Source organism: Pseudomonas sp. R4-39-08, assembly GCF_003852275.1.
Lineage (GTDB): Bacteria > Pseudomonadota > Gammaproteobacteria > Pseudomonadales > Pseudomonadaceae > Aquipseudomonas.
The window spans coordinates 5751213-5773697 of the sequence record NZ_CP027733.1 but is presented as its reverse complement, the minus strand read 5'-3'; the positions used below and the strand labels follow the sequence as shown (position 1 = coordinate 5773697).

Here is a 22485-nt window from a genome sequence, read left to right as displayed (position 1 = left end):
AAGTCTGTGAAACAGAACTCCCTGAATGGATGGTTCAAGAGCGGCGCCCCCGGCGTCTGGATCAGCGGTGGCGCGGTGTCCATCGCGGTCATCATGACCCTGGGTTTGCTGGCGGTGATTGCGGTGCGCGGTTTGGGCCACTTCTGGCCGGCTGACCTGATCCAGGCCAACTACAACGTGCCGGGCCAGGAAAACCATATCGTCATCGGCGAAGTGGTGCAGAAGGAAGAAGTGCCCCGCGAGCGCCTGAAAAGCGCTGGCCTGCCGGTGCCCGACGAGGGCCCGGAGTTCATGACTCGCGAGCTGATCAAGGTCGGCAACCGCGACTTGAACGGCAACGATTTCACCTGGATCGTCGGCGAATGGTTGAAGGACCAGACCAAACCGGTGCAGTTGATGACCATCGAGCGACGTGAGTGGGGTAACTTCTACGGCACCCTGGTCAACGTCAAGCAGGACGGCAAGGTCATCGCCGAAGGCGAGGCCGCGTGGCCGGAGCTGCAAGCTCGCGTAGATCGGGTCAACAAGCTCGCCGCCCAGCTCAAGAGCCTGGAAAAAACCGATATCGGCGCGATCAACGCCGGGCTGGAGCGCGTCCGCCTGCACGGCCGCAAGTTGGAACTGGAAGGCAAGCTCGACGCCGCCGCCCAAGCCGACATGGACGCCGACCGCGCCGAACTGAATGCCCGCTATCAGGACATCGAAGCGCGCCTGGCCGACCTGCACGCGCAGTTCAACCGCGACGCGCTGACGGCCCGTGACGGCAACGGCAAGGAAATCGAAATCGGCATCGGCAAAGTGGTGCACGCCTACCAGCCGAACGCCATGGGCACGATGACCAAGATCGGCTTCTACTTCAGCAAGGTCTGGGAGTTCTTGAGCGATGACCCACGGGAAGCCAACACCGAAGGCGGGATCTTCCCGGCGATCTTCGGCACCGTGATGATGACCCTGATCATGGCGATGATCGTGACGCCGTTCGGCGTGCTGGCGGCGGTGTACCTGCGTGAGTACGCCAAGCAGAACGCCCTGACGCGGATCATCCGCATCGCGGTCAACAACCTGGCGGGCGTGCCGGCCATCGTTTACGGCGTGTTCGGCCTGGGCTTCTTCGTGTATGTACTGGGTGGCTCGGTGGACCGGCTGTTCTTCGCCGAAGCCTTGCCGGCGCCGACCTTCGGCACGCCGGGCCTGCTCTGGGCCTCGCTGACCCTGGCGCTGCTGGCGGTGCCGGTGGTGATCGTGGCGACTGAAGAGGGCCTGGCGCGGATACCTCGCACCGTGCGTGAAGGGTCCCTGGCACTCGGCGCGACCAAGGCGGAGACGCTGTGGAAAATCGTGCTGCCAATGGCCAGCCCGGCGATGATGACCGGCATGATCCTCGCCGTGGCCCGCGCCGCCGGTGAAGTGGCGCCGCTGATGCTGGTCGGCGTGGTGAAGCTGGCCCCGTCGCTGCCGTTGGACGGTAACTACCCATACCTGCACCTTGACCAGAAGATCATGCACCTGGGCTTCCATATCTATGACGTCGGCTTCCAGAGTCCCAACGTCGAGGCGGCGCGGCCGCTGGTGTACGCCACCGCGTTGCTGCTGGTGCTGGTGATCGCCACGCTCAACCTGTCGGCGGTGTGGATACGTAACCACCTGCGCGAGAAGTACAAGGCGCTGGACAGCTGACACGATCCAATGTGGGAGGGGGCTTGCCCCCTCCCACACTGGACCAAGCCATACACAGAATTTGAGTAAGCCGCCCCCGGCGGTTCAATGAAATGAATTGGTAGCACAGGGAGCATCCCATGCAACATGAAACCCATTCCCACGGCATCAACATGTCTGCCCTGGGTCGCGACAAGCAGAGCCTGAGCCTGGCCCAGGAAACCGTGGCCATCGAAGTGCCCGGCCTGAGCCTCTACTATGGTGAAAAGCAGGCGCTGTTCGACGTCAGCATGAACATCCCCAAGCAGCGCGTGACCGCCTTCATCGGCCCGTCGGGCTGCGGCAAGTCCACGCTGCTGCGCACCTTCAACCGCATGAACGACCTGGTGGACGGTTGCCGTGTGGAAGGCGCGATCAACCTCTATGGCACCAACATCTACCGCAAGGGTGAAGATGTGGCCGAGTTGCGCCGCCGAGTGGGCATGGTGTTCCAGAAGCCCAACCCGTTTCCCAAGACTATCTATGAAAACGTGGTCTATGGCCTGCGCATCCAGGGCATCAACAAGAAGCGCATCCTCGATGAAGCCGTGGAATGGGCGCTCAAGGGCGCCGCGCTGTGGGATGAGGTCAAGGACCGTCTGCACGAGTCGGCCCTGGGTCTGTCCGGCGGCCAGCAGCAGCGTCTGGTGATCGCGCGCACCATCGCCGTGGAGCCTGAAGTGCTGTTGCTCGATGAACCGTGCTCAGCGCTCGACCCGATCTCGACGCTTAAAGTCGAAGAGCTGATCTACGAGCTCAAGTCCAAGTTCACCATCGTCATCGTGACCCACAACATGCAGCAGGCGGCGCGGGTTTCCGACTACACCGCGTTCATGTACATGGGCAAGCTGGTGGAGTTCGGCGACACCGATACCCTGTTCACCAATCCGGCGAAGAAGCAGACCGAAGACTACATCACCGGTCGCTATGGCTAGGAAGCTGTGGTTCTGATTGCACTGACGCTGCGGTTCTCCGCACCTTACCGGACGCTCCAAGGACGCCAACATGATTAGCAAAGAAGGCCTTACCCACCACATCTCCGCGCAGTTCAACGCCGAGCTTGAGGAAGTGCGCAGCCACCTCCTGGCGATGGGCGGCCTGGTGGAGAAGCAAGTCAACGATGCGGTCACCGCGCTGATCGAGGCCGACTCGGGCCTGGCCCAGCAAGTGCGTGAGATCGATGACCAGATCAACCAGATGGAACGCAACATCGACGAGGAGTGCCTGCGCATCCTGGCCCGTCGCCAACCGGCGGCCTCCGATCTGCGTTTGATCATCAGCATTTCCAAATCGGTGATCGACCTCGAGCGTATCGGCGACGAAGCCACCAAGATCGCCCGCCGCGCCATCCAACTGTGCGAAGAAGGTGAAGCGCCGCGCGGTTACGTGGAAGTGCGTCATATCGGCGATCAGGTGCGCAACATGGTGCGCGATGCTCTCGACGCGTTTGCGCGTTTCGATGCAGACCTGGCGCTGTCGGTGGCCCAGTACGACAAGGTCATCGATCGCGAATACAAGACCGCCCTGCGTGAACTGGCCACCTACATGATGGAAGACCCGCGCTCTATCTCGCGGGTCTTGAGCATCATCTGGGTGCTGCGCTCCCTGGAGCGCATCGGCGACCACGCGCGCAATATCTCGGAATTGGTGATTTACCTGGTACGCGGCACCGACGTTCGGCACATGGGCCTCAAGCGCATGAAAGCCGAAGTTGAAGGCAATGCTGATCTTATCCCTAATGTTCCGGGCGAATCTGACGATAAGTAAGGTTGCCCGAGAAATTAACGCCCGGCCATTGGCCGGGCGTTTTCGTTTGCGGCGAGCGGAATTTATTGCGGATAGGGCCAAATAAGTCCTAACGTGACTGCAGAGTTTTGGCAAACTGCCATCAGTCAGGCGTACTGCCAGCAAAGGTTTTATAGGATGAAGGGTCGATGAGCAAAGTCAGTGTGTTGGTGGTGGATGACGCCTCGTTTATTCGCGACCTGGTGAAGAAGTGCCTGCGCAATTACTTCCCCGGGATCCAGATCGAAGATGCGGTGAACGGCAAGAAGGCGCAATCCATTCTGATGCGCGAGTCTTTCGACCTGGTGCTGTGCGATTGGGAAATGCCGGAGATGTCCGGGCTTGAGCTGTTGACCTGGTGCCGCGAGCAAACCCATCTGAAGGCCATGCCGTTCGTGATGGTGACCAGCCGTGGCGACAAGGAAAACGTGGTGCAGGCGATCCAGGCCGGTGTTTCCGGTTACGTCAGCAAGCCGTTCACCAACGAACAATTGCTGAACAAGGTCAAGCAGGCCCTGCACAAGATCGGCCGCCTCGACGCGTTGATCGCCAGCGCGCCGACCAAGATGAACTCGGCCTTCGGCAACGACTCCCTGAGCGCGCTGACCGGTGGCAAGGCCGAAGCCGTCAAGCCGGCACCAGTGGCGGCAGCCCCGAGCAGAGGCCTGCTCAACAGCGCGCCTGTCACCGCTGCCCCGGCCCCTTCGCCTGCCGGCGGACGTGGTCAGGGCCAGTTGCGCCTGTCCAGCGGCACCCAGCAGTGCGTAATCAAGGCGCTGAGCATCAAGGAGGCGTTGTTGGTGGTGCGTCGCGGTGAGGTCCTGCCCCAGGTGCTGGAAAGCGCCGTGCTCGACCTCGAACAAGGCGAAAACGCTGAAGTGGCACGCCTCAATGGCTACCTGCACGCGATCGTTGCCTACGAGCCCAAGCCCGACAGCGACTGGCTGCAACTGACCTTCCGGTTTATCGACCAGGATGCGCAGAAGCTGGACTACATCTCCCGCCTGATCGCGCGGGGCACGGCCCAGAAGCATTTCGTGCCGGGTGCTTGATCCAAAGGATGGCCAGTAACCAATGTGGGAGGGGGCTTGCTCCCGATAGCGGAGTATCAGTCACTGAATCGGGTGGCTGACACACTGCTATCGGGAGCAAGCCCCCTCCCACAATGGGTAGTCAATCCAGCATCAACACCTTGGCCAGCACGATCTTCGGCCCTTTCATCTTCTTGATGATGATCCGCAAGCCTTCAACCTCCAGCACTTCTTCTTCTTCCGGCACCCGTTTCAAGGTGTCGTAGATCAGGCCGGCCAGGGTTTCGGCTTCGATGTGGTCCAGGTCGACGCCGAGCAGGCGTTCTACCTTGAACAGTGGGGTGTCGCCACGCACCAGCAGCTTGCCCGGCTGATAGGCGAGGATGCCGCGCTCGGCCTTGCGGTGTTCGTCCTGGATATCGCCCACCAGCACTTCCAGCACGTCTTCCATGGTCAGGTAGCCGATGATCTTGCCATCGGCTTCTTCCACCAGGGCGAAGTGCGCGCCGCCTTTGCGGAACTGCTCCAGCAACTGCGACAACGGCATGTGGCGCGATACGCGCTCCAGCGGGCGGGTCAGTTCGGCCAGGTTGAACGACTCGGGGATATGGTCCAGGGCCGCCAGTTCCAGCAGCAGGTCCTTGATGTGCAACAGGCCCACAAACTCATTGCGCACCGCGTCATACACCGGGTAACGGCTGAATTTATGGCGGCGGAACAGCGCGAGGATTTCCTTGAGGGGTGCGTTGAAGTCCAGGGTGACCAGGTCTTCCCGGGAGTTGGCCCAGTCCACCACTTCCAGTTCGCCCATTTCCACGGCGGAGGCGAGTACACGCATGCCTTGGTCGCTGGGGTCCTGGCCACGGCTGGAGTGCAGGATCAGCTTGAGTTCTTCGCGGCTGTAATGGTGTTCGTGATGCGGGCCGGGCTCGCCTTGACCTGCGATGCGCAAGATAGCATTGGCGCTGGCGTTGAGCAGGTAGATCGCCGGGTACATCGCCCAATAGAACAGGTAGAGCGGCACGGCGGTCCACAGCGACAGCAATTCGGGCTTGCGGATGGCCCAGGACTTGGGGGCCAGCTCACCGACCACGATGTGCAGGTAGGAAATCACGAAGAAGGCGGCAAAGAACGACACGCCCTTGATCACTTCCGGCGACTCAACGCCTACGGCGCCCAGCAACGGCTCGAGGATATGGGCGAAGGCCGGCTCACCGACCCAGCCCAGGCCCAGGGAGGCGAGGGTGATGCCCAGCTGGCAGGCCGACAGGTAAGCGTCGAGCTGGCTGTGCACGGTGCGCAGGATCTGCCCGCGCCAGCCGTTGGTGTGGGCGATGGCCTCGACTCGCGTCGAGCGCAGTTTGACCATGGCAAATTCCGCCGCAACGAAGAAACCGTTGAGCAGTACCAGGACCAGTGCAAATAGAATCATGCCGAAATCGGCGAAAAGTGTAGCGAGGGTGATACCAGGGGAAGGGTCCATGATGGGGTTTTGCAGGTTCCGTATGTTCAATAAGGGGGGAGCAGGCCTGAAAAGCAGGCGCAAGTCGGCCAATGTAGCGGCTGACGGGGCGCTTGCCTAGTGCCTGCTGCCGGGCGGGGCCTGGAACCGGTTCTCCAACAGCATACAAATCCAATGTGGGAGGGGGCTTGCCCCCGATAGCGGTGGGTCAGTCAGCACATCTGATACTGATACACCGCTATCGGGGGCAAGCCCCCTCCCACATTTGAATTTGTGCTGCATGTGAATTATTCGTCGGTGCCGATCACCTGCGAACGGGTCACCTGCGCGGGGGGGAAGTGGCAGGTAAACGTGCTGCCGTGCCCCAGCACGCTGCTGATTTCCAGGCGGGCGCGATGGCGCAGCAGCACATGCTTGACGATCGCCAGGCCCAGCCCGGTGCCGCCGGTGTTGGAGTTGCGGCTGGAATCGACGCGGTAGAAGCGTTCGGTCAAGCGCGGCAGGTGCTTGGCGTCGATGCCGATACCGGAATCTTGCACGCTCAGGTGCGCGCCGTGTGCGTCAGCCCACCAGCGGATGCGGATATTGCCGTTGTCCTGGGTGTATTTCACCGCGTTGAACACCAGATTTGAGAACGCACTGCGCAGCTCGCCTTCGCTGCCCTTGAGCAACACCAGCGGGTCGGCTTCCAGGGTAATGTGCTGGCCGCGCTCGCCGGACAGGGCCTTGGCGTCATTCTTGATGGTGTACAGCAGGCTCTGCACGGCCACGGGGTGGTTGTCCGACGGATAATCAGTGGCTTCAAGCTTGGCCAGCAGCAACAGGTCGTTGAGCAGGGTTTGCATGCGTGAGCCTTGCTGCTGCATTTGCTGCAGGGCACGGCTCCAACGCGGGTTGATCGCCTCGACATTGTCGAGCAGCGTCTCCAGATAGCCGCAGATCACCGTCAATGGTGTGCGCAGTTCGTGGGAAACGTTGGCGACGAAGTCCTTGCGCATCTGTTCCAACTGATGGATGCGGGTCACGTCGCGCACCAGCATCAAGTGCTCGTTGTTGCCGTAGCGCGTCAGGTACAGCTGGATACGCACGCGGTCGTTGGTGGGCGAGGGGATTTCCAGGGCTTCTTCGTAGTTGTCCTGCTCGAAGTATTCCTTGAAGCGCGGATGGCGCACCAGGTTGGTCACCGGCTGGCCGCTGTCCTGGGGCGTCTTGAGGCCCAGCAGGGTCTCGGCGGCGCGGTTCCACCATTCCAGGTTGCCGTCGCTGTCGAGCATGATCACCGCGTCCTTGAGGGCGGCAGTGGACTCCTGTACCCGGTCGATCACCGCTTGCAGGCGCCCGCGCACCCGTTGGTCGCGGCGTTGCAGGTGGTAAATGCTGTCGAACACCTCGCCCCACAGGCCATAGCCATCAGGCGGTGCTTCGTCGGGTTTGTGCTGGCGCAGCCATTCATGCAGGCGCAGCAATTGTTTGAGGGTCCAGCCCAGGTACAGGGCGATGCCGATGGCCAGGCTCCAGCCGTAATAACCACTGATCAGCCCGACCAGCAGGCAACCGGTGATCAGCAGGAGCATGTGGCGAATCAGGGTGCCATGCCAGTTTTGGTTCACTTGAACATGCGTCCTTGTCAGCTGTTAAGTCAGGAGACGGCGGGCCGGCTCAGCCCTTGGTGGAAAACCGGTAGCCCGTGCCGCGCACGGTTTGTACCAGATTCTCATAGGCATCGCCCAAGGCTTTGCGCAGGCGGCGGATATGCACGTCGACCGTGCGCTCCTCCACGTACACATTGCCGCCCCACACCTGGTCCAGCAGTTGGCCGCGGGTGTAGGCGCGTTCCTGGTGGGTCATGAAAAACTGCAGCAGGCGGTATTCGGTCGGGCCCATTTCGGCCGGCTTGCCGTCGATGGTCACCCGGTGGCTGATCGGGTCGAGGATCAGGCCGTCGACTTCGATCGGCGCTTCGCCATCGGTCGGACCGGCCCGGCGCAGTACGGCTTTGAGGCGCGCGACCAGCTCTCGAGGGGAAAAAGGCTTGGTGATGTAGTCATCGGCGCCGACTTCCAGGCCCTGGATCTTGTTGTCCTCTTCGCCCTTGGCGGTGAGCATGATGATCGGGATATCCCCGGTCAGCTCGTCACGCTTGAGGCGCCGGGCCAGTTCGATGCCGGAGGTGCCGGGGAGCATCCAGTCGAGCAGGATCAGGTCCGGCTTACGGTCGACGATAATGGCATGGGCCTGCTGGGAGTTCTCCGCCTCCAGGCAGTCGTAGCCGGCCATTTCCAACGCAACGGCGATCATCTCGCGAATGGGCGCTTCGTCGTCAACAATCAGAATGCTCCTGCCAACCATGCTCAAAATCCTCTTGTCATTTAACTGTCTTGCGCCGCATTAGATAACGGAATTATTGCAGTCGTGTGACAGTAATTTAGTCGCTTGGGCAATTCATGGCACTCTGGACTACCCTTTGGGTCCGAATCCTGACAACCACAAAAGGAAGGTTCCGATGACTTACAGCACGATTTCCTGGAAAGCCCTGCTGGTAGCGGCCGCATTGACGCTGCCGGGCCTAGCCTTCGCCGCAGAACCTGCGATGACGAAAGATGGGATGTTGGTCGATCACAAGGGCTTGACCCTCTACACCTTCGACAAGGATGCCGATGGCAAATCAGTGTGCAAGGACCAGTGCGCGACCAACTGGCCGCCACTGAAGGCGGAGTCTACCGATACCAAGGCTGGCGACTGGACAGTCATCACCCGCGACGACCAGACCAGCCAATGGGCCTACAAAGGCAAGCCGGTCTACACCTACAAGGATGACAAGAAGGCCGGGGACAAGACCGGTGATGGCAAGGGTGGGGTTTGGCACATCATCAAGCCTTGAGGCTGTTGCGCCTCCAAGACCATCGGGGGCAAGCCCCCTCCCACAATTGATTTGTGAGCGCTTTCAAATGTGGGAGGGGGCTTGCCCCCGATAGCGCCAGAACAGTCACCGCAATCCTCTCATCGCAACCCGTAGTCAGCCACAATCCCCACGAAAATCGCCAACCCCGCCCAATGGTTGTGCAAGAAGGCCTTGAAGCACTTCATGCGATCCCTGTCCCGGGTGTACCAGAATTCCCAGGCAAAACAGCCCGCCGCCGCCAGCAGCCCGAGTTGGAACCAGCCGCCCAGCTCGAACCGAGCCCCCGCGAGCAACAGGCACACCAGCGCCAGGCCCTGCAGGGTGAGAATGATCACACGGTCAGCATCACCAAACAGAATCGCGGTGGATTTCACCCCGATCTTCACGTCGTCGTCGCGGTCGGTCATCGCGTAATAGGTGTCGTAACCCACCGTCCACAACAGGTTGGCGATGTACAGCAGCCACGCCTCGGCCGGCAGGTGGCCGGTCTCGGCCGTGAACGCCATCGGCATGCCCCATGAAAACGCCGCGCCCAATACCACCTGCGGGTAATAGGTGTAGCGCTTCATGAACGGATAGCTCGCCGCCAGCGCCAGCCCGCCGAGGGACAGCAGGATGGTGCTGGCGTTGGTCAGCAGCACCAGCAGGAAGCTGACGCCCATCAACAGTGCAAAAAATACCAACGCCTCTTTCGAACTGATCCTGCCGCTGACCAGCGGACGTTGCTCGGTGCGTTTCACATGGCCGTCGACCTTGCGATCGGCCCAGTCATTGATCACACAGCCACCGGCACGGGTCAGCACCACGCCCAGCACGAAAATCATGATATTGAGCAGCGACGGCGAGCCCTTGCCGGCGATCCACAGCGCCCATAGCGTCGGCCACAGCAGCAGGTAGATGCCGATAGGCTTGTCCATGCGCGTCAGCTGAATGAAATCCCAGGCCCTGGGGTTCAGGCGATTCAAGGATTTGAGTGCACGTTGGTACATCAGCGGTTCTCCGGATGGTCATGCAGCACCTGCCAGAAACTCGGCAGGAAAACTTCCGCCACCAGCACGCTCAGCGATCCGCGATCAAAGCGCGAGCGACGTGCCCACAGCCCGTCGGCCTGATCCGCCGTGGGTAGCCATGGCCCTGGGTAATGGCACACCTCGATCGGCTGGCGGGTAAAGGCGCGGTCGCAGAACAACAACTCGCCCAGCGACCTGCTGCCCAACTCATCCATATGCAAGCCGTCGCCCTGCAACGCGTCGCGCGACGCGACACTGCGGGCAAATACCCAGGGTTGGCCATGCCCGCGCAAATACACCTCGCGTACCCAGCCGATAGTCGCCGGGGGCAGGTCCAGCGCCGCGCATTCATCGTCGCGCAACGCTTGCCAGCCCTCGAGCAGCGGCGTCACGCTGAAGCCGTTCTCGGACAGCCCCGTCAGCCGCCGCGTCAGCGAGCCTTCATCGAACAGCCAATCGAGGGTCAGGGGCGCAGGCATTGGGCTCAGCAGGCTCTGGGGCAGCCATTGGCGAGCATCGGAAGGGGCAATTGAGTGCGGCACGGCGAGTCAATATTGGCAGCAAAAGAGGCGGCGAGCTTACCATGGCGACCTGAACTTTTGCCGCGCTGAACCGGCCGTTTGCGCCGATCGTGCTTGCATCTGCCGGCCGCGATCAGTACAAAACGCCCTGAGCCGAGCGGCAGCGCAGGTTTATCGACCGTCGGCCAAGATGCCTGGACCCTGAGGAAGCAAGTAATGAAGAAGTGGCAATGTATCGTCTGTGGCCTGATTTACAACGAAGCGGATGGCTGGCCGGATGACGGAATCGCGCCTGGCACCCCGTGGCAGGACGTCCCGGAAGATTGGCTGTGCCCGGACTGCGGTGTGGGCAAGATGGATTTCGAAATGATCGAAATCGGCTAATTCGAAGTTTACGAAACCTACTACAAGGAGAAAGGAATGAACGCACCTGTCGTGATCATTGGCACAGGATTGGCCGGTTACAACGTAGCTCGGGAGTTTCGCAAGCTCGACGGCGACACCCCATTGCTGCTGATCACCGCAGATGACGGGCGCTCCTACTCCAAGCCCATGCTCTCCACCGGGTTTGGCAAGAACAAGGAAGCCGATGGCCTGAGCATGGCTGAACCTGGTGCCATGGCCGAGCAACTCAAGGCGCAAGTGCGCACCCACACGCGTATCAGCGGCATTGACCCAGGCCACAAGCGTCTGTGGATCGGCGAGGAATCGGTGGCCTATCGTGACTTGATCCTGGCATGGGGCGCAGAGACTGTCCGCGTACCCGTGGAGGGTGACGGCGCCGAGCTGGTTTTCCCGATCAATGATCTCGAAGACTACGCCCGCTTTCGCGCCGCAGCTGCCGGCAAGCGCCGCGTGCTGCTGCTCGGCGCCGGCCTGATCGGCTGTGAATTTGCCAACGACCTGATCCTTGGCGGCTATGAAGTCGATCTGGTCGCGCCGTGCGAACAGGTTATGCCGACCCTGCTGCATCCGGCGGCTGCGGCTGCTGTGCAAGCCGGGCTGGAGGGGCTTGGCGCGCGTTTCCACCTGGGGCCGGTGCTCAACCGCCTGCTGCGCAGCGCTGACGGTCTCGAAGCCCATTTGTCCGACGGTGAAGTGATCCAGTGCGACCTGGTGGTGTCCGCCATCGGCCTGCGCCCGCGCATAGACCTGGCGGCGGCGGCCGGCCTGCAAGTCAACCGCGGCATCATGGTGGACCGTCACCTCAAGACCTCCCACGCCAATATCTACGCCTTGGGCGACTGCGCCGAAGTCGATGGCTTGAACCTGCTGTACGTCATGCCCTTGATGAGTTGCGCCCGCGCCTTGGCCCAGACCCTGGCCGGCAACGCCACGGCCGTCAGCTACGGGCCGATGCCGATCACCGTGAAAACCCCCGTCTGCCCGCTGGTGGTCTCACCGCCTCCACGCGGCAGCGAAGGCGTGTGGAGTGTCGAAGGCGAGGGTGCCGACATCAAGGCCCTGTGCCGCGACGCCAGCGGTCGCCTGCTGGGCTACGCGCTGACCGGTACCGCCGTCATGGAAAAACTGGCATTGAACAAGGAACTTCCGCCGCTGCTGGCGTAAATGCTGGTCGTTCTGTCGGAATCAGCCCCTTCTTACCCATAGAAAGGTCGCGGCGAGACTGGCGGAGCGTGCGAGGGCATGCCATCCTCACTCCCGTCTGCCGCAGAGTAGAGCCTGCGGCGCCTTGGCGCTGCTCCACCAGAGAGCAGCACGGACATAACAACAAAAAACCGTCAAAGAGGCTTCATATATGCGTAAACCAGATCTCGCAGCCGCCATCGCTGAAAAAGCCGATCTCACCAAAGAACAGGCCAACCGCGTACTCAACGCCGTTCTCGAAGAAATCACCGGCGCCCTGCACCGCAAGGACAGCGTTACCCTGGTCGGCTTCGGCACTTTCCTGCAACGCCATCGCGGCGCCCGCACCGGCAAAAACCCGCAAACCGGTGAGCCTGTGAAGATCAAGGCCAGCAACACCGTAGCGTTCAAGCCGGGCAAGTCGCTCAAAGACAGCGTCAACCCGTAAAAAGCGGTGCCGTTCTCGAAGGGAGGCGGGGAGGGTAAGAAGAATGGGCACGCCAACTGGGTTGGGTGCCCATTTTTAGTGGGCGTTAAATAAGGTCTGCGCGCTGATGACGGCTTTGTTTACTCGTTCCCGGCATTGGATCAGGATCAAGTTGGTCATAAAGCAGGTATTGCTTGGACTCAAGTATGGCCTGGTATCCAGAACAGGTTTTTACCACCGGACTTAATGATTCTCTCGACCAGTTCGGTGAAAGATTTTGCGATCAGTGTGCTTGCGTCGGCTGTCGGATAATTGTCCCAGAACGAGTCGTAGCAATAACCAAAATGGGGACCTGGCGTCAGGTCTATTGAAATCACCTGATCTTCGCATTTAACCAGCACGTACCAGTTTGCTGAGTCCGGATCTTCCAGATCCTCGTTCATTACGACAAGGTCGGAACGTTCAAGCGGTGGTGGCTGAATTATGAAGCTGTAACGTGCCTGTGGATAGAAAACTACGCTGCTGTAATGCTGATAAAAATCAGCTAAGTCATCGGGAACAGGTTGGCTTGGCAGCCCCGTGGAGGGAGTCTTCCGGCAGTCAGACTTTTCTATTAAATCAACGATATTTATCAGACTCATCTTCCGCATCCTTTACGCAGGTAATTTTTCATTGCCTTGTTGTACAAACGGCGTGAGGCCTTTGGGAAGCCTTTGGCTTCGGCGGCTGCAAACATTTTGTTGGACAGTCGGAGTATTTCGAATTTCGATACCTTCTTCCAATCGAAACCTTTAAAACCGCGCTTCCCGGTTTTCTTCTCAACCCAGTCTTTAGCGACGTCTTTGGTCGCGTTGTGTTGATCTACCGTCATCACTACGGTCGGCGTCTGGCCGTTTCGAGATACGTAATCCTTTATATTGTGCTTGGACCAAGCATCGAGTATCCCATGATGCTTTTCGAAGCCCGGAGCGCTTTTTCCATAATCAATAATGTCACCCGGTTTTGCCGGTGCCCACCCCAGTGGATCCATCCACGTAATGGGATTCGGTGAATATTGATAAAGGTTTATGCCGCCTAATAACCCAATCGGATCCGGCGTCGTAAACCGCCCCACATCCGGATCATAAAACCTGAACGTATTGAAATGCAGCCCTGTCTCCCGGTCCAGGTACTGTCCCTGAAACCGCACATTCTGCTCTTCAATGTAATAAGGCTCGCGCACCTCTTCCAGCGTATTGCCCCACACCCGATAGGTCGCCTGCCAGACGTTGTGTCCGTCGGCCTCGGTGAGCTGTTCCGGCAGGCCGTTCAGGTCGTTGTGGTAATAGCGAATTTTCTGCAGCGGCCCGCTTCCGTCGACGCGGGCCAGGGGCTCGTAGCCTTCGTCCTGATAAACATAAAGACTCGTCTGACTGTGCTTATTCTCCTGCAGCAACCGCAAACCATCCCAGGTAAACCGCGTCTCCCCCAGCGGATACCCATCGCTGCCGTGCTCGGTCTTCTCGATGCGTCGGCCCAGCGGGTCATACGTCATCCTGACGATGCTGCCATTGTCATTACGCACTTCAACCAATCGGCTTTCAGCGTCATACGCAAAGCGCTGCACGCCGCGCTTGGCACTGCGTTTCTCGATCATCCGCCCAAACGCGTCATAGCGGTAACGCTTGTCCTGATAGGTCAGCAGCTTGTTATGCACCACGAGCCCCGCACCGGCCTGCGGGCCGTCGAGCAGGTTGGCGGCGGCGTCATAGGCGAAGGTTTCGCGCTGGCCATGGAGGCTGTCCTGGCTGGCGATGATGCGGCCGGTGGCGTCGTAGTGCAGCAGCTGGCGGTGTTGTGCGGCGGGTTGCTGGTCGAGTTTGCCGATCAGGTTGTCGGTGGGGTCGTACTCGAAGTGCTTTTGCGCCGCTGCCGGCATCAGTGAGGGTTGGCTGGCAAGGCGGCGTTGGCGTGCGCGCAGGCGGCCGCTGCGGTCGTATTCGCTGCGGGTGCTGAGCTGGCCCTGGGTGCGCAGCACTTCGCGGTGCAGGCGGTCGCGTTCGAAGTCGCTGATGACCTGGCCGTCGAGGTTGATCTGGTGCAGGTGGCCGCTGCCGTAATACAGGCGATTGAGCCAACGGCCGTCCGGCAGTTGGGTCTGGATCAGGTTGCCGAGTTCGTCGTAGTGGTGTTGCAGGCTGCCTGCCGAGCTCTGTTCGGCAAGCAACTGGCCGAGCGGATCGTAACTGAACCCCAGGGCCTGGGCATTGCCTTGCAGGTCGGTGAAGGTGACGGCCGTCAGTTGATCCACTTCATCGTAGCTGTAGTCGGTACGACCATCGTCGGTGGTTTTAGCAACCAGTCGGCCGACCGCATCGCGCTCCAGCCGATGAACGATGGGGGCGGGTGGCGTTTCAGGAACAATCGCCAGTCCATTGCCAAACGGCGCAGGCATGGCCGTCACCGCAGTGACATTGTCGAGCGGGTCGTAGGCATAGCGTTTGGCGCTGCCGTCGAGGTCTTGCTGTTCAGCCAGCCGATCGCCGGCATCCCACGCAAATCGATAGCTTTCACCGTTCTCATTGACCAGCGCTTGCAATCGCCCGTAGCTGTCATAGCCGAACTGCACCTGTCGGCCATGGGCATCGGTGCGCTGGCGTACCTGGCCACGCCGGTTGTGTTGATAAAGCGTGGTGTGCCCGGCGGGATCGGTATAGCCCACCAACTGCCCGCTGGCATCACGCTGGAACTGTTCGGTGCGTCCGTCCGGCAGTTGGCTGCTGAGCAAACGGCCCTGGGCGTCATAGCTGAACTGCGTGCGCTCGCCGAGGGCATCGGTGATGACCTGCAGATAACCGCGCTCGTCGTAGCTGAACCGCGTTGGGTAACCCGAGCAATCGACATGCTCGACCAATTGCCCGAACGGGTTCCAGCGCAGCTTTTTGCGCTTGCCGGTAGCGTCGATGATGTCGACGACCTGCCCGTGGGCGTCATAGCGGTAACGCGTGACGTAGCCCAGCGGGTCGGTTTCGGCGATGCAGTTGCCGCGTTGGTCATAGCGATACTGCCAACTGTTGCCGGCGGCATCGGTTTCCACCAGCGGCAGCGCCCAATGCTCCAGCCACAAGGTGGAGTCGCTGCGGCCCAGCGGGTCGGTTTCACCGATAAGGTTGCCGGCGTCGTCGTAGCTGTATTCGTAGCGGCCCCCCAACGGGTCAGTGGCGCTGAGCAGTTGGCGTTCGTCGTTCCAATCGAACAGCCAGGTCTGGCCGAGGTTGTCGCTGTATCGAATGATCTGGTGCTGAGTGTTCCACAGGCGCGTGCTGACGCGCTGCAAGCCATCGGTGATGCGGGTGAGGCCAGCCTGCAAGTCATAGTCGAACTGGTAAGCGTCGCCCTCATCGGTCCAGTGTCGAACGACTCGCCATTCCAGGCCTTCAACCAAGGCCCACTCATAGAAGCAGTGCAACCCAGTGGGCAACTGGTGCTCCACCATCCGGCGTCCGGAATCGTAGGCGAAGCGCCGTTGTACCTGCTCGGTTGCATCGCGAACCACGGCCAACTGACCGGCCGCGTCATAGCCATAGCTGACCAGCACTTCGCGACGTTGATCGGGGTACAGGCGTTCGATCCGGGTAACGCAGTCGAGCTCGCGAACCAGCTCAACCTGCACCAGGTCAAACGTATCGCGCAGGCGCAGCAGGCGCCCGGCTGCGTCATAGTCGACATAAATGCGGTTGTCATTGCGATCACCCAGCTGAACCAGGCGCAACCGCGCAGCATGGGTCGGCGTGGGTTCAAACAAGCGGTACAGGCCGTCATCACTTTCGATCAACAACTGCCCGTTGAGGTGTCTGCGCACCGCAAGCCCTTCACCGTCGCTGAACACTGCGCCACCCAAGGGAATGGAACCCATGTCGATGGGGCGTCCCTGCTCGTCGGTGTACACCAGCGTTTCACCGCCTTCGGGATGAGCACGGACCTCGACGCACACCTCATACGGCACGCTCCAGCCCACACCAAACAGGCTACCGGTCCGCTCGTCACGGCTGTTGTAGAAGCGTTGCCAGTCAATCGGCAAGATGCCGGGCAGCACGAAGTCCAGCTCTTCATCGCCGCCCAACACTTTCGCACCCGTCGCCGCATGCACCGGATTCGATGAACCTATCGCCGCATTGGCCATCGCGCCCATCGCACTGCTGACGGCCATCGAGGTGGCGCCGCCGATCAGCATGCACGGCAGCTTGCTGAAGAACTTGCCCTTGCCGCCCTTGAGCATCAATAGCGCTGTGACCGCCAGCCCCACGCCAGGCGTCTTGCCGCTGCGAATCTCGCGCACCACCACTGAACCACCGCCGATGGTTACATTGGAGGAAATCAGCCCGGATGACACCACGGTCGCATCGCAGGTGCTGCGATCACCGCTGCGCACCGCCGGCTGGCCGTTGATCGTGACTTTGTCCGAGCCCTCGGCCAGAAACTGCGGCGGCATCGGCGGGTGCTTCATGCACACGACCAGGTCCAATGGCTTGGGCACGGCGCCGGGCGCTGGGGTGGCGACGGTCGGGCGCCACATCTGCGAGAAGAAACTCTCGGCCATGTCCAGGTAGCTGGCTTCGGGTGCTGGCTCGGGTTCCTCCAGCTCTGTACCGGCCGGCGCGACATGGGAACTGATCGCCCCGGCGGCGCGGGCGGCGGGAATGTTATTGGTGAGCGTGTCGGTGGAGCCGGTGAGAATGTTTGCCTGCACCGTGGGGGGAACAGGGCGTTGCTGAAGGCATCGCATAATTTGGTCAGCCCTTTATCCGCCCCGCTCTTGCTCATGAGAAGGCCGACGATCGTGCCCACCACCGCGCCCAGCAGGATGCATCCCAGCCCGCCGGTAGCGACGGTAATGCCGGTAGCTGCGACCACGGCAAAGGTGGCCACGGCGGTGATCGCGATGTTCGCCGCCACCTCCAGCACCCCGCCGAGGATGTCGGCCATCATCGAAGTGTGGGCCAGCGCATCGCCCATTCGGGCTGCCCAAAGTGCGTCTGACAAGGCTAAGTTCCTGTACCTGGCGTGTTGAATGCTGAACCGTCCATGGTTGACCTCTACGGGGCGTACTCAGGCATGCGCATCAAAGCGGTTCTCAGGCGCTTGATCAAGTTGGACGTTTTCAGGCAATCCTGCAACGCCATCGCGGCGCCCGCACTGGCAAGAACCGCTAACGCATAATGGGCATGCCGACTGAGTCGGGCGCCCATTTTTTATGGGGCAAGCGCTACGATAATGAGTGAGGTTTAGGTGGGGAATTTTCGATTTTTATAGGATTGCCAAAGGACCTGAATACTCCAGCTATCTTCTTTATGTAGCAGAAAGCTTTTAGCGATCAGTTCAATATCGTCGGAAACGCGCGCGGAAACCTCAGAGTCATCCGAAGCCCGGAGAGCACCTTTAAATGCCAACTCCCGCAAACTATCAATGAAGCTCAAATCATCCTTTGAAAGCTTGGCTTTTTCTGCCTCGACGGCATTGAAATCATCCATCCAGGCACTATCAAATGGGTCTTCATCTCTTGAGTCCAACGCTTCATCACTATCCAAGCCTTGTAGAAAATCAAAGTAATCGCTCTTTGAAAGCAGCGTGTTCATCTCGAGCAAATGGGAGTTCTTCATTTCATTAACCCTTCACCTTTCAGCCATTTTTCAATGAGTGTCACTGCCTTCTTCGGTGTGACATTTGTGCCTAGATTGTGTGTTCCGTTGGGTGACCGGACATCCACTTTTATATCATCCAACTTGGAATAAGCCTTGCGATAGGCAGAGAACAGCTGTTTGTCCGTACCCGCAAAGTCACCTTGTCTCGGGCCGATGATGCCCCGCTCAGCATCGTGCAGACGCCAATGATCATGCTCCGGATTTTTCCCTGTGGGAAATATCGTAGGCCGTGTCTTATCCGAACGAGAAACCTCAAATGGCCGCCCCTTCGATTTTCGTACTGCGGGTACGTGGTGACCCGAATCCTTCACGGCCATACATTTCAGTGGGCCATTGGATAGTCCATAAGGATCCAACCAGCCGACGGGGTTTGGCGCATAGGTGTAAAAATTGAGACCGCCATTCAACCCTGCGGGATCGGGGGTCGTGAATCGGCCAACATCTGGGTCGTAGAAGCGAAAGGTGTTGTAGTGCAACCCCGTCTCACGATCAAGGTATTGGCCTTGAAACCGTAGGTTTTGCTCTTCAATGTAATAGGGCTTGCGCACTTCTTCGCAAGTATTGCCCCACACCTGATACGTCGCCCGCCAGACTGATTGACCATCAGACTCGGTGAGTTCAGCAGGTAGCCCGTTAGGATCGTTGTGGTAATAGCGGATTTTTTGCAGCGGCCCCGCACCATCGACCCGGGCCAACACCTCGAAGCTATCTGGCTCGTACAGATACAGGGTGGTTTGAGTATTGCGATGTTCCTGTAGCAGGCGGGGGCCGTGCCAGCTGAATCGACTCTTGCCCAGAACTCCCCCGTCGGCGGCGCATTCTACTTTCTCGATACGCCGACCCAATGGGTCATAGGACATACGCACTGTCCGATTTCCAGAGGCGCTGTCATTGTGAACGGTGATCAGACGGCTTTCTGCGTCATAGCCGAAGCGTTGCACTGCGCGACGACCACTACGCTTTTCGATCATTCGACCGAAGCCGTCATATTGGTAACGCTTGTCTTGATATGTCAGCAGTTTGTTGTGAACGACTAACCCTGTTGTTGCTTGAGGACCGTTAAGCAGATTGGCGGCTGCGTCATAGGCGAAGGTTTCGGTTTGCCCATGCGGAGCCTGTTGGCTGGCGATGATCCGGCTGGTCGCATCGTAATGAAACAGATGCTGGTTTTGAGCAGTGGGCTGGCTGTCGAGCTTCCCAATCAGATTGTCAGCAGGATCGTATTCAAATGTTCTTTGCATCGCCGCTGGTTGTAACGTCAATTGGCCGCTGTTTCTTCTTTGGCGAGACCGGAGTCGGCCACCCCGGTCGTATTCACTGCGGGTGTTGATTTGCCCCTGTGTGCGAAGCACTTCGCGGTGCAGGCGGTCTCGTTCAAAGTCACTGACGACTTGCCCATCGATATTGATTTGATGCAGATGACCACTGCCGTAATACAAGCGATTAACACAGCGCCCGTCCGGTAAGTGCGTTTGGATCAGGTTCCCGAGTTCGTCGTAGTGATGGCGTAGTCTGCCCGTAGAACTGTGTTCCTCGAGCAACTGACCCAAGGCGTCGTAGGCGAAACCTAGCGTACTTGATTGGCCGTGATTGTCGGTGAAGGTGACGCTCGTCATTTGGTTGAGCAGGTCCAGACTGTATTCAGTTCGACCGTCATCGGTCACCTTGGCTGTCAACCGACCTACAGGATCGCGCTCCAGAATATGAACAATCGGCGTGCCGAGTTCCGATACAGCACCGACTTCGTTGCGGCTATCAATTACAGGGATAGCTTTAACGGCAACCAGGTCATTGAGCGAGTCATAGGCAAAACGCTTAACGCTCCCATCCAGGTCTTTCTGTTCCGTCAGTCGGTCTCCGGCGTCCCAGGTAAAGCGGTAACTCTCGCCATTCTCATTTGTCAGCGCGAGCAGGCGTCCGTACTGGTCATAGGCAAATTGAACGTGTCTTCCTTGTGCGTCGATACGCTGACGGACCTGGCCTCTGCGATTGTGTTGGTAACGCGTGGTGTATCCGACCGGGTCGGTATAACCGATCAATTGGCCGCTGCTATCGCGTTGATAACTCTCTGCGCGACCATCTGGGAACAGTCGGCCGAGAAGCCGGCCCTGAACGTCATAGTGGAACTGAGTTCGTTCCCCCATTGCGTCCGTTATAGTCTCCAAGTTACCGCGATGATCATAGCCAAATCGCGTTGGGTAGCCCGAGCAATCAATGTGTTCAGTGAGTTGACCAAACTCATTCCATCGGAGCTTTTTGCTTTTGCCGGTCGCGTCGATAATTTCAGTGACGTGCCCGCGGACATCGTATCGATATTGAGTAGTGTGTCCTAAAGGATCAGTCTCACGGATGCAGTTGCCACGCGGATCATAACGATACTTCCAACAGTTGCCCGCTGCATCGGTCTCGACTAGAGGGAGAGCCCAATGACCAAGCCACACCGTCGAATCGCGCCGCCCGAGTGGGTCTTGCTCGCCAATCAGATTGCCGGTCTCATCGTAGCTGTATTCATAGCGTCCACCCCGTGGGTCGGTGGCACTGAGCAATTGACGCTCATCATTCCAGTCAAACAACCACGAATTGTCCAGGTTGTCCGTGTACTTGATGATCTGATGTTGATCGTTCCAGAAGCGGATGCTTGTCCGCTGTAAACCATCGGAAATGCGTGCGTACCGGGCTTTTAGGTCGTAGTCGAACGTATAGATTTCTCCTTCATCAGTCCAATGTCGGACCACACGCCATTCCGTCCCATCGATAAACGCCCATTCATAAAAACAGCGAAGGCCGGTAGGTAACTGATGCTCCACCATGCGCCGGCCTTTGTCGTAGGCGAATTGCCGCTTCAGTTGTCCGCAGGCATCACCTACTTCTGTGATGCTACCGGCGATGTCATAGCGGTAACTGACGAGAAGCTCTCTACTTTCGTCAGGAAAAACGCGCTCAATACACGTCACCCGACCCTGCTCTCGGATCAGCTCGACCTTCACTCGATCGAAAGTATCGCGCAAGCGAAGTAACTGACTCGTCTCGTTATAGTCGAGGTAAATTCGGTTGTCGTTCCTGTCTCCCAACTGAGTCAGTCGTAATAACGACGGAGAGTGAGGGCTTGACTCAAACAACCGATACAAGCCTTCATCGCTTTCAATCAAAAGTTGTCCATTTCTATGGCGCCGGATGCTCAGTCCTTCTCCAGGGCTGAATATCGCACTCCCCGGTGCAACTGATCCGAGGTTAATTCTTCGCCCTTGTTCGTCCGTGTAAATCAGTTCTTCGCCGCCATCGACATGGGGGAGAACTTCGACGCTGATCTCATAGGGAACGCTCCAACCAGCGCCAAACATCCCGGTTTTGCGCTCATCACGGCTGTTGTAGAACCGTTGCCAATCGATGGAAAGAACGCCCGGCAATGCGAAATCCAGATCGGCATCCCCACCCAGTACCTTTGCTCCAGTCGCTGCGTGCACCGGATTGGGTGATCCCATCGTCGCATTCGCCGCAGCGCCCATTGCCTGGCTGACCGCGTAGGACGTCACCCCACTGAGCAACATGCACGGCAAATTACTCAACGTTTTGCCCTTGGCTCCTTTAAGCATCATCAAGGCTTCAATCGCCAACCCTACCCCTGGGGTTTTTCCGCTGCGAATTTCCTGCACCACTACCGTTCCACCACCAATCGTGACGTTCGGTGAGATCAGCCCCGACGAAACCACCGTCGCATCGCACATGCTGCGGTCGCCACTGCGTACGGCGGGCTGGCCGTTGATGGTGACTTTGTCAGACCCTTCGGCCAGAAGTTGCGGTGGCATCGGCGGATGACGGGCGCACAAGACCATGTCGGTGAGGGCCGGTACTACGCCCGGTGCAGGCGTGGCGACGGTGGGCCGCCATAGCTGGGAAAAGAAACCCTCGGCCATATCCAGGAAGCCAGGCTCGGGTTGTGGCTCGGGTTCAGGTTCAGGCGGTACTTGCTCAAGCTCCGTGCCTGCGGGAGCCACGTGCGAGGGAACGGAGCCCGCCGCACGTGCAGCGGGAGTGTTGTTGACAAACGTATCGGTCGAGCCAACGGCAATCGTGGCTTCCACCACCGGTGGAAACAGTGCGTTGGCGAAGCTCTCGCACATCTTGCTGAGGCCTTTGTCGGCCCCCGTCTTGCTCATGGCCATACCAACGACGATGCCCACCACCGCACCGAGAATGCAGCCGCCGATACCGGCGGTAGCAATGGTCACCCCCACGGCAGCAGCGACAGCGGCAGTCGCCAGCGCCGTGATTGCCACGTTCGCCGCCACCTCCAGCACCCCGCCGAGGATGTCGGCCATCATCGAGGTGTGGGCCAGCGCATCGCCCATTCGGGCTGCCCATAACGCGTCAGACATGCAGGCTG

The 22485-nt window shown here is 59.5% G+C and carries 16 protein-coding genes and 1 pseudogene; 8 read left to right on the top strand and 9 right to left on the bottom strand.

Annotated features, from left to right (window positions below; all coding sequences use genetic code 11):
- The first annotated feature begins 6 nt into the window (after positions 1-6).
- From pstA to C4J88_RS26820, 4 genes are all read left to right on the top strand, one after another.
- A complete protein-coding gene (gene pstA / locus C4J88_RS26835; protein WP_124368854.1) occupies positions 7-1677 on the top strand; it encodes a phosphate ABC transporter permease PstA in 1671 nt (556 codons plus the stop codon).
- Positions 1678-1796: 119 nt separating this feature from the next.
- A complete protein-coding gene (pstB, locus tag C4J88_RS26830) occupies positions 1797-2630 on the top strand; it encodes a phosphate ABC transporter ATP-binding protein PstB (protein ID WP_048723523.1) in 834 nt (277 codons plus the stop codon).
- 70 nt (positions 2631-2700) lie between these two features.
- Positions 2701-3462 (top strand): phosphate signaling complex protein PhoU, encoded by a 762-nt coding sequence (phoU, locus tag C4J88_RS26825; RefSeq protein WP_065953276.1) that lies wholly within the window; start codon positions 2701-2703, stop codon positions 3460-3462.
- 167 nt (positions 3463-3629) lie between these two features.
- Positions 3630-4532, top strand: coding sequence for a response regulator (locus tag C4J88_RS26820; protein ID WP_124408526.1), 903 nt, complete (start codon positions 3630-3632; stop codon positions 4530-4532).
- Positions 4533-4653: 121 nt separating this feature from the next.
- Here the strand turns inward: C4J88_RS26820 and C4J88_RS26815 are convergent, their stop codons facing one another.
- The 3 genes from C4J88_RS26815 to phoB all read right to left on the bottom strand — a co-directional run bounded on the left by C4J88_RS26815 (position 4654) and on the right by phoB (position 8322).
- The gene (locus C4J88_RS26815; RefSeq protein ID WP_124408525.1) at positions 4654-5994 is read right to left on the bottom strand and encodes a hemolysin family protein; all 1341 of its coding nucleotides are present in this window, start codon (positions 5992-5994) and stop codon (positions 4654-4656) included.
- Positions 5995-6260: 266 nt separating this feature from the next.
- A complete protein-coding gene (gene phoR / locus C4J88_RS26810) occupies positions 6261-7547 on the bottom strand; it encodes a phosphate regulon sensor histidine kinase PhoR (RefSeq protein WP_256657513.1) in 1287 nt (428 codons plus the stop codon).
- An 85-nt stretch (positions 7548-7632) separates the two neighbouring features.
- Positions 7633-8322 (bottom strand): phosphate regulon transcriptional regulator PhoB, encoded by a 690-nt coding sequence (gene phoB / locus C4J88_RS26805; protein ID WP_003195617.1) that lies wholly within the window; start codon positions 8320-8322, stop codon positions 7633-7635.
- A gap of 154 nt (positions 8323-8476) precedes the next feature.
- On the opposite strand from phoB, the gene C4J88_RS26800 reads away from it, so the two are divergent.
- Positions 8477-8854, top strand: coding sequence for a hypothetical protein (locus C4J88_RS26800; RefSeq protein WP_124368851.1), 378 nt, complete (start codon positions 8477-8479; stop codon positions 8852-8854).
- A gap of 119 nt (positions 8855-8973) precedes the next feature.
- Here C4J88_RS26800 and ubiA read toward each other — a convergent pair whose 3' ends face one another.
- Together ubiA and C4J88_RS26790 are read right to left on the bottom strand one after the other, a co-directional pair.
- Entirely contained in the window at positions 8974-9864 is an 891-nt protein-coding gene (gene ubiA, locus C4J88_RS26795) for a 4-hydroxybenzoate octaprenyltransferase (protein ID WP_124408524.1), read from the bottom strand.
- Positions 9864-10427 (bottom strand): chorismate lyase, encoded by a 564-nt coding sequence (locus tag C4J88_RS26790; RefSeq protein WP_124408523.1) that lies wholly within the window; start codon positions 10425-10427, stop codon positions 9864-9866. The genes ubiA and C4J88_RS26790 overlap by 1 nt, the downstream gene beginning before the upstream one ends.
- 195 nt (positions 10428-10622) lie before the next feature.
- Between C4J88_RS26790 and C4J88_RS26785 the strand changes: the two genes are divergently transcribed.
- The 3 genes from C4J88_RS26785 to C4J88_RS26775 all read left to right on the top strand — a co-directional run bounded on the left by C4J88_RS26785 (position 10623) and on the right by C4J88_RS26775 (position 12441).
- The gene (locus C4J88_RS26785; protein ID WP_095093029.1) at positions 10623-10790 is read left to right on the top strand and encodes a rubredoxin; all 168 of its coding nucleotides are present in this window, start codon (positions 10623-10625) and stop codon (positions 10788-10790) included.
- 36 nt (positions 10791-10826) lie between these two features.
- Positions 10827-11975, top strand: coding sequence for an NAD(P)/FAD-dependent oxidoreductase (locus tag C4J88_RS26780; RefSeq protein WP_124368849.1), 1149 nt, complete (start codon positions 10827-10829; stop codon positions 11973-11975).
- 190 nt (positions 11976-12165) lie between these two features.
- Positions 12166-12441: an HU family DNA-binding protein gene (locus C4J88_RS26775; protein WP_003195589.1), complete on the top strand. Its 276-nt coding sequence runs from the start codon at positions 12166-12168 to the stop codon at positions 12439-12441.
- Positions 12442-12620: 179 nt separating this feature from the next.
- Here C4J88_RS26775 and C4J88_RS26770 read toward each other — a convergent pair whose 3' ends face one another.
- The 4 genes and pseudogenes from C4J88_RS26770 to C4J88_RS26755 all read right to left on the bottom strand — a co-directional run bounded on the left by C4J88_RS26770 (position 12621) and on the right by C4J88_RS26755 (position 22477).
- On the bottom strand, positions 12621-13061 hold the full coding sequence (locus tag C4J88_RS26770; protein ID WP_124368848.1) for a hypothetical protein: 441 nt from the start codon (positions 13059-13061) through the stop codon (positions 12621-12623).
- Positions 13058-17442: pseudogene (locus tag C4J88_RS26765) on the bottom strand (RHS repeat-associated core domain-containing protein). Before C4J88_RS26765 ends, C4J88_RS26770 begins: the two are co-directional and overlap by 4 nt.
- A gap of 242 nt (positions 17443-17684) precedes the next feature.
- A complete protein-coding gene (locus C4J88_RS26760) occupies positions 17685-18059 on the bottom strand; it encodes a hypothetical protein (protein ID WP_124408522.1) in 375 nt (124 codons plus the stop codon).
- Positions 18056-22477: an RHS repeat-associated core domain-containing protein gene (locus C4J88_RS26755; protein WP_124408521.1), complete on the bottom strand. Its 4422-nt coding sequence runs from the start codon at positions 22475-22477 to the stop codon at positions 18056-18058. The genes C4J88_RS26760 and C4J88_RS26755 overlap by 4 nt, the downstream gene beginning before the upstream one ends.
- Positions 22478-22485 lie beyond the last annotated feature (8 nt).